Annotated in this window: 6 protein-coding genes; 3 read left to right on the top strand and 3 right to left on the bottom strand. The window is 53.6% G+C overall.

What is annotated here, in order from left to right; translation table 11 throughout:
* The first annotated feature begins 52 nt into the window (after positions 1-52).
* The gene (locus tag NCN04_RS05495) at positions 53-1,390 is read left to right on the top strand and encodes a sodium-dependent transporter (protein WP_250395429.1); all 1,338 of its coding nucleotides are present in this window, start codon (positions 53-55) and stop codon (positions 1,388-1,390) included.
* 25 nt (positions 1,391-1,415) lie between these two features.
* On the opposite strand, the gene NCN04_RS05500 is transcribed toward NCN04_RS05495, so the two are convergent.
* Positions 1,416-1,835: a DUF2721 domain-containing protein gene (locus tag NCN04_RS05500; protein WP_250395426.1), complete on the bottom strand. Its 420-nt coding sequence runs from the start codon at positions 1,833-1,835 to the stop codon at positions 1,416-1,418.
* 66 nt (positions 1,836-1,901) lie between these two features.
* Here NCN04_RS05500 and NCN04_RS05505 point away from each other — a divergent pair, with 66 nt between their 5' ends.
* Complete coding sequence (locus NCN04_RS05505) at positions 1,902-2,141, top strand: hypothetical protein (protein WP_250395430.1); 240 nt, start codon at positions 1,902-1,904, stop codon at positions 2,139-2,141.
* Here NCN04_RS05505 and cysS read toward each other — a convergent pair.
* Positions 2,138-3,634 (bottom strand): cysteine--tRNA ligase, encoded by a 1,497-nt coding sequence (gene cysS / locus NCN04_RS05510; protein WP_250395427.1) that lies wholly within the window; start codon positions 3,632-3,634, stop codon positions 2,138-2,140. The two genes, NCN04_RS05505 and cysS, sit on opposite strands and share 4 nt — an antisense overlap.
* A gap of 455 nt (positions 3,635-4,089) precedes the next feature.
* On the opposite strand from cysS, the gene NCN04_RS05515 reads away from it, so the two are divergent.
* Positions 4,090-5,310 carry an MFS transporter gene (locus NCN04_RS05515; RefSeq protein ID WP_256381407.1) on the top strand — a complete coding sequence of 407 codons (1,221 nt, stop codon included), beginning with the start codon at positions 4,090-4,092 and terminating at the stop codon, positions 5,308-5,310.
* A 66-nt stretch (positions 5,311-5,376) separates the two neighbouring features.
* Here NCN04_RS05515 and polA read toward each other — a convergent pair.
* Positions 5,377-7,400, bottom strand: a 2,024-nt coding sequence (gene polA, locus NCN04_RS05520; RefSeq protein WP_250395428.1) for a DNA polymerase I, incomplete at its 5' end; no start/stop codon positions are given.

The following is a 7,400-nucleotide window of genomic DNA, read 5'->3' on the forward strand; positions in this document are numbered from 1 at the left end:
CTCAATGCCTATGCCTGGCAAACTTCGCATGATTGCAGTTGGCTTCGGGTTTATGGCACTGAAGGAGCGCTGGCGGTCCGGATTGGGGTTTGTGCTCGCAGCAGCCGGTAGCGCCGTGGGTTTGGGCAACCTCTGGGGCTTTGCTTATCGCGCGTCTCAGGGAGGTGGTGGTGCCTTTCTACTTCTCTATGTGCTGATTGTGTTGGTGGTCTGTCTGCCAGTTTTAGTGGCAGAGATGGTGCTTGGTCGCAGTACGGCCCAAAGCCCTTTGCTGGCTCCTGTTGCGGCGGCTGGAGAGGCTTGGCGGCCAATGGGATGGCTGTTTTTGATCGCGTCCTGCGGAATTTTGGCGTTCTATGCGGTGCTGATGGGGTGGACAGCTCACACCCTCGTTCATGCCCTATGGGTGGGGCTGCCAGATGACATGAAGACAGCTGAATCGCTGTTTGGATCGGTGAGTACGGGCAATAGCGCCCTCCTTGGCCAGGGGGCCAGCCTGGCCTTAACCGCCGCGGTGGTGGCTGCTGGTGTGCAGGGAGGAATCGAGCGTTTGTCGCGTTGGGCCTTACCTCTGTTGTTTGTGTTGCTGGTTGGTTTGTCTCTCTGGGCTGCCACGTTGTCTGGGGCTGTGGGGGGATATCAAACCTTTCTGTTGCGTTGGGATGCGGCTCAGCTGCTCAACCCCACCACCATTCGCAATGCGTTTACCCAGGCCTTTTTCTCCATCGGCACCGGAATCGGTTGCATCCTTGCCTATTCGGCCTATTTGAAAAGTAGTGCGCGTCTGCCGAGGGAAGCGATCGCGGTGGTGGGTTTGGACACGGCCGTGGGTCTGTTGGCTGGACTGATCACATTCCCCGTAGTGATCAGCTTTGGTCTGCAGGAAACGGTGACCGAGTCCACCGTTGGGGCTTTGTTTTTAGCGATTCCCACGGGACTTGCGTCCCTTGGCTCTGCCGGACGCTTGGTGGCAGTGCTCTTCTTTTCCTTGGCCTATCTCGCGGCCATTACGTCATCGGTGTCGTTGCTGGAGGTACCGGTGGCTTCTTTGATGGATCGCTTGGGCTGGTCCCGCAGGCGATCGGCATGGCTGATGGCATTGCTGATTTTTGTTGCAGGCCTCCCGGCTGCGATGTCGATCCCGGTCTTGGAAGTGATGGATTCGATCTTTGGCGGTGTGCTGCTGATTTTGGGAGGACTCTTAATTGCACTGCTTGTGGGGTGGGTGGTTCCGAAACGGTTCCGGAATGATCTCCAGGGATCGAAAACCTCAGCAGGTTTAATCGGCTTGATGCTCTTTTTCCTGCGCTGGGTGTCTCCTGTTGTGATCACTGCTGGTTTATTGATCAGTGTTGTTGATTTATGGCGTCAATGGTTTCCAGCTGCTTGATTGCTCGCAGAATGCTGTGGGGTTTTTAAAACTTTCTCTGCACAAATTCACTTGCCAGTCGCACTTCCAGGAGGAACGAGATCGAGGCCATCATCAACATTCCCATCGTGGTGATGAAAAGAGGTGCCACGATTGACGTGAGGTTCACTTGAGTGATCACACTCATAAACATCGCTGAAACCACGATGGAAAGAAGGAGGGTGGCGCAGGTGAGAAGCCAGATCGCACGAAGAATGTGTTGCATTCGTCGCTTGCAATGACTACGTTCAAAATCATTTCCTGTGGCATCCGATTCGCTGATACGGCGATAGTGATCTGCAATTCGGCCGAGCCTGGCGGAAAGAACGTTGAGAAGGGCCCCGATCCCCGCGAGCAAAAACACCGGTGAGACCGAGAGCTGAATCGCCTTCGAAAGGCTTTCTGGATGCAAGGTTGTCAATTCCAAGAGTGGGTGAGTCCGTCAAAAGGTGTCAGCAATCCGGTAGACAGGAGCCTCTGTGGACGCCTTTCAATGTTGTGGCTTAAACGTTGGAACTTTATTGAGCGGGCTCGGTTGGAGCGGGAGCTTTGGGATGCATTCGAGGCCAAGGAGGATATTGAAGCGATGGTGAATGCGCTGCAGGCTCGTATCGAAGCAATGGAAACGACTGACCCTGAGTTGGGAGATCAAAGGTTCCGTCTTGATGTCTGGATCACCACCTTGGAAAGAATTAGGAAGATTGAAGCGATGATGGCTGGAAAAGAGCGTTAAATCAGTCTCCAATCGGTCAGTCCGCCAGGCTTGTCGATGAGTTCAATGCCTTGGTCGCTGAGGGACTTGCGAATGCGATCGGCTTCTTGATAGTTCTTCTCCTGTTTTGCTGCTTTGCGATTGGCAATGGCCTGCTCAATCGCTTGGGCATCGACACCGCTGTTTTCAGAGGGTTGCGACTCATCTGTTTCGCTGCGTAGACCAAGAACGGCCGCGAGCTCGCGCAACAACAACCAGCGTGAGTGCAGTTGGGTCAGCTCCTCGGCTGGCTGCTCAGGCTGGTCGCCTCGATCCAGACGGTTGGCTAACCCTCTGAGCGGACGGGCGAGTTCAAACAGCACGGCTAAGGCTCCGGAGCTATTGAGGTCATCGTCCATAGCGGCGGTGAACCGTTGTTCCAGGTCTTCAAAAGGACCTTGGGCGTTCCTTCCGGCTTGGACCGCTTCATTGCTGAGGGCCGTGTGATCACTCCATTCCAAGGCGGCAGCATGGGTTTCCCCCAACTTGAGGGCGGCATTCAATCCCTTCCATCCAGTGGTGGATGCCTCCAGCGCTTCGGCAGTGAAGTCAAGGGGCTTGCGGTAATGAGCCTGGAGAACAAAGAGGCGCAGGGCCATGGCCGAGAGTCCGCTTTCAAGCAGTGCGCGGATCGTGGTGAAGTTACCCAGCGATTTCGACATCTTTGTTCCGCCCACATTGACCATCCCGTTGTGCATCCACAGCCGAGCGAGGGGAGCGCCGTTGGCGGTTTCGGATTGAGCGATTTCGTTTTCATGATGAGGAAACACCAAATCACCTCCGCCTAGGTGAATATCGATCGTTAGGCCAAGTTCCTGGCGCACCATCGCTGAGCACTCGATGTGCCAGCCAGGGCGTCCTGGGCCCCAAGGGGAGTCCCAGCTCGGCTCACCCGCTTTGCTTCCTTTCCATAGAGCGAAATCAAATGGGTGTTTCTTGCGACTCTCCTCACCATCAGCCGTACGGCCGCTTGCCCCCTGCTGTTGCTCGTTGGGGTCACGACCACTGAGCTTGCCGTAGTCCTTGGCTTTGGAAATATCGAAATACACATCACCATCAGAGCTATAGGCAGCTCCTTTGGTCTCCAGTTCAGCAATGAGCGTTTGAATCCCTTCGATGCAACAGGTGGCGCGAGGCATGCGATCGGCCGGAAGGATGTTGAGCCGGCCCATATCGAGCTCAAAGGCTTCGATGTTGCGCTCGCTCACCGCTTGCATCGTGCTGCCTTCTTCGGCAGCACGATTGAGGATCTTGTCGTCGATATCGGTGTAATTCTGGACATAGGTCACGTCGTAGCCTCGCCAAATCAAGTAGCGGCGTAGAACGTCCCAATTGATGTAACTGCGGGCATGACCCAAGTGACACAGGTCGTACACCGTGACGCCACAGCAGTAAATCGTTGCCTTTCCTGGCTCTAAGGGCTCAAATGCTTCCGTGCGACTGGTGAGGCTGTTGGTTAAGCGCAGGGAAGACATCAGGCTTAGGAACGGGAGTCAAATCGCGGTTGATGCCTGCCTGCGCAGATCAAAAACCTTCGATCGATGTTAGATCCGTGCTGGTGATGCCCCTTAGGCCCGCCGGTAGGTGAGATCCTTGCCCAGCGCAAGCTGAACTCAGATCCCTGAACCTCAAGAGCGGCGGATTGAAGTGGTTGTATCACGGAAATAAGGCTTGCTTGCTGCTTGCCAGGACGCCAAGGGATCAATCATTCGCTCTTCTTGATGACTATCTTTCTGGAACAACTATTCGTTGGTTTGTATTGAAAATCAATGTTTTGAAACTGCCTGACAGCTGAGGCGCGTGAACATTACCTGAGGTCAATTGATGTCAGTGATCAGCCTCGGTATTGGTGCTGATCATGTTCTTGCTAGTTTTTTGAGAGGAAATTAATTAGATGGGGGATTGAATGTCGCTTGCGATTTTCGCATTGATGTTTACTTGTTTTGTTGATGTGATGGGTCAAGGCCTTGCCTTCCCTATTTTCGCGGCCTTGCTGATGCAACCCAATGGTGGGTTTCTTCCACCGGGTGTTTCGCAATCTCAAGGCGCTCTTCTCTATGGAGTAGCCATTGGCACATTCTTTTTGACTTGGTTTTTTGGATCGATTTATGTTTCAAGGCTTTCAGACAGTATTGGACGTAAGAGGGGGATCCTGATTTGTTTGATCGGTGCCATTGCCGGTTACGCCATTGCAGCAGTGGCGCTGATTTCACATAATTACAGTCTTTTGGTGATCTCTCGGGGGATTACTGGCTTTACTGCTGGAGCACAGCCAATCGCTGCTGCAGCCATGATTGATCTTGCGAAAAGTGATCGAGAAAGCGCGCGTAATTTAGGGCTGACAACCGTTGGGATGAGTTTTGGTCTTGTGGTGGGACCGATTATTGGAGGACTCTTCTCAGATCAGGATCTTCTTGGCGGCCTGGCATCCTCACACTTGCCATTTGTGATTGGTGGTTTGTTGTGTTTTGTGGGGTTGATGCTTGTTTTCTTTGGATTTGAAGATGTCAAGACAGAGCTCAATCCGATGGACGCTAATCCATTGGTGGTATTTAAGTTGTTAGCGGATGCCCTTAATCGAGATTCGGTTCGACGTGTTTCAACGGCATTTTTTCCCTATATGTTGTGTGTCTTAGGTCTTTATGTGTTTGTGTCAGCCAACCTGTCCACACGGTTTGGCTATGGGGCTACAGGCTCCAGTGTTGGAATGTTTTTGATGGGTGTTGGCTTGATTGCTTCGAGCAGTGTTCTTGTTGAGCCTTTGAATGCTCGGTTTTCTAAACGGGCCATTATGGCGAGCTGCACCGTGTTGTTTTGTTGTTGTGTGACGGCATTCTTGCTTGTTCCCTCTGGACCTTTGGCCTTGGCAATCATGCTGCCTTCTGGGGCCTTGCATGGTGTCGGTTATCCAACAATGTTGACAGGATTCTCTGAATCTGTTTCCAAAGAAGAGCAGGGCTGGGTCATGGGTTTTGCTACGTCACTCTTTACCCTTGCGGCCGCGATTGTTTCCTTCTTAGGCGGTCAGTTAATGACCTCTGTTGGCCCCGAGGCACCATTTCGATTTGCGATTGCCTGTGGTGGAGTGGCAATCATTGCCTTGGCTGCGAATTGGAAAAATGCTCCTAACTTAAACAAAGTGATCTCATAACGTTTGGAACGTATGGTTCACTCTTTCAATATGGATAGAAGCCTTGATGGAGTGTCTTTTTGCTTCTTATTTGCATTCCATCCAATTGTTTCCACTTCCTGTTTCAACCTCTAAGGGAACAGACAACTCGATGGCATTTTTCATGGTTTGCACCACCAGTGTCTCAACAACGGCTAGCGCCTCGGGTTCCGTTTCGAGCACGAGTTCATCATGCACTTGTAGAAGAAGTCGGGCGGGCAAATTGTTGCTTTCAAGTTTTGCTTGTAGCTGCACCATGGCCAGCTTGATGATGTCGGCACTGGAGCCCTGGATCGGAGCATTGGCCGCGGCGCGAAGTTGCTGTGCTTCCATCCCGCCGCGTCGCGCTACCTCCAAATTGATCTCCAGTGGATCCATGCCATTGAGGCGGCCGAGCCCATTGCGGTCGAAGTGGAAAGGGCGCCTGCGTCCCAAAATCGTTTCCACATAACCCTGACTAAGCGCGAGACGTTCCTGAAGTTCCAGAAAAGCGAACACCTTGGGATAGCGCTGTTTGTATTTGCTCAAAAAGTCTTTGGCCTCGCTTTGGCTAACACCTGTTTCGCGAGCAAAGCGTTGGGCGCCCATGCCGTAAATCACGCCGAAATTGATGGTTTTTCCCAGTCGTCGTTCATCCGGCGACACCTTGTCTTTGTCAAGAAGCAAGCGTGCGGTGAGGGCATGCACGTCGTCTCCATCGCGGTAAGCCTGTTGCAAGACCTCTTCTCCAGAGAGGTGCGTGAGAATCCGTAGCTCGATTTGCGAATAGTCGGCACTGAGGAGGATCCAGCCGTCTTGGGGCAGAAAGGCCTTGCGGATGCGCCTGGAATATTCCGTGCGTACAGGAATGTTTTGCAGATTGGGGTTGCTGCTGCTCAGCCGGCCTGTTGCGGTCACCGCTTGGTTGAAATCGGTGTGGACCCGCCCGGTTTCCGCTTCCACCAGTTGGGGCAACGCATCCACATAGGTGCTCTTCAATTTGCTCAGCACCCGATGTTCAAGCACGAGGGGCACGACTGGGTGATCATGTTCCAGCTTCTCGAGCACGGTGGCATCGGTGCTGTATCCGGTTTTGGTGCGCCTTGATTTTTTGCGGTCAAGCCCGAGGGTGTTGAACAGCAAGTCGCCGAGTTGTTTGGGTGATGCGAGGTTGAAATCAATCTCTGCAGCCTCTTTTGCGCTTGCTTCCAGCCGTTCCAGGTTGGTTCCGATTTCGGAGGAAAGCGCTTCGAGATAGGGCACATCAATGCGAATACCGGTGGCCTCCATCACGGCCAGCACGGGCTCTAGGGGCAATTCCACCTTGCTCAGCAATTTTGGAAGCTGGGGCCCTAAGGCCTCCAGTTGTTGGTTGAGGTCGATGGCGAGCTTGCGGGTGAGATGCACATCCATGCCGCAGTACTGAGCTGCTGCTTCGAGGGGCACCTCGGAGAAATTGCTGGCCTTGCCCTCTTTGGCTTTTCCTACGAGATCACTAAACAGGGTGGGACTGATGCCGTAATCCCGCTGGGCCATGACATCCAGGCCATGTTTTGCTGCTGCATCCCTGAGGTAATCAGCCAGCAGGGTGTCCATGACGACACCGGCAAGGGGTAAGCCATGGCGCAACAGAATCAAGCGGTCGTATTTGGCGTTCTGAAGGGCTTTGGGGTGCTCGCCACTCGCCAACCATGGAGCAAGGGCATGTAGCACCGTTTCCAGTGGTAACTGCTCTGGGATGGGATCGCCTTGATGACTCACCGGGATGTAGGCCAGATCGTCAGATCCAGGCCCCCAACACAGACCAATGCCGACCAGCTGAGCGCGGAATGGATTGAGATCGGTGGTTTCCGTGTCGAGGGCAATGGGGGCTAGGGAATCACGGCAGTTCATTAACTGCTTCAGCAGTGCTTTGAGCTGATCAAGGGTTTGAATGATTCCGGGTCGCAAGAGCGGTTGGGTTTGGCTGGCCGACACCTCGGATGGCGCCTCGGGCCCTGATGGTTGAGCTGATGTTGTGGCTTCACCCTTGACGGTGCGTGTCTCCTCATCTGCTTTGGCGAGAAGGTGGGCGTTAGCCGCCAATCCACCAG

The organism is Synechococcus sp. MU1655 (genome assembly GCF_023630655.1).
Taxonomy (GTDB): domain Bacteria; phylum Cyanobacteriota; class Cyanobacteriia; order PCC-6307; family Cyanobiaceae; genus Synechococcus_C.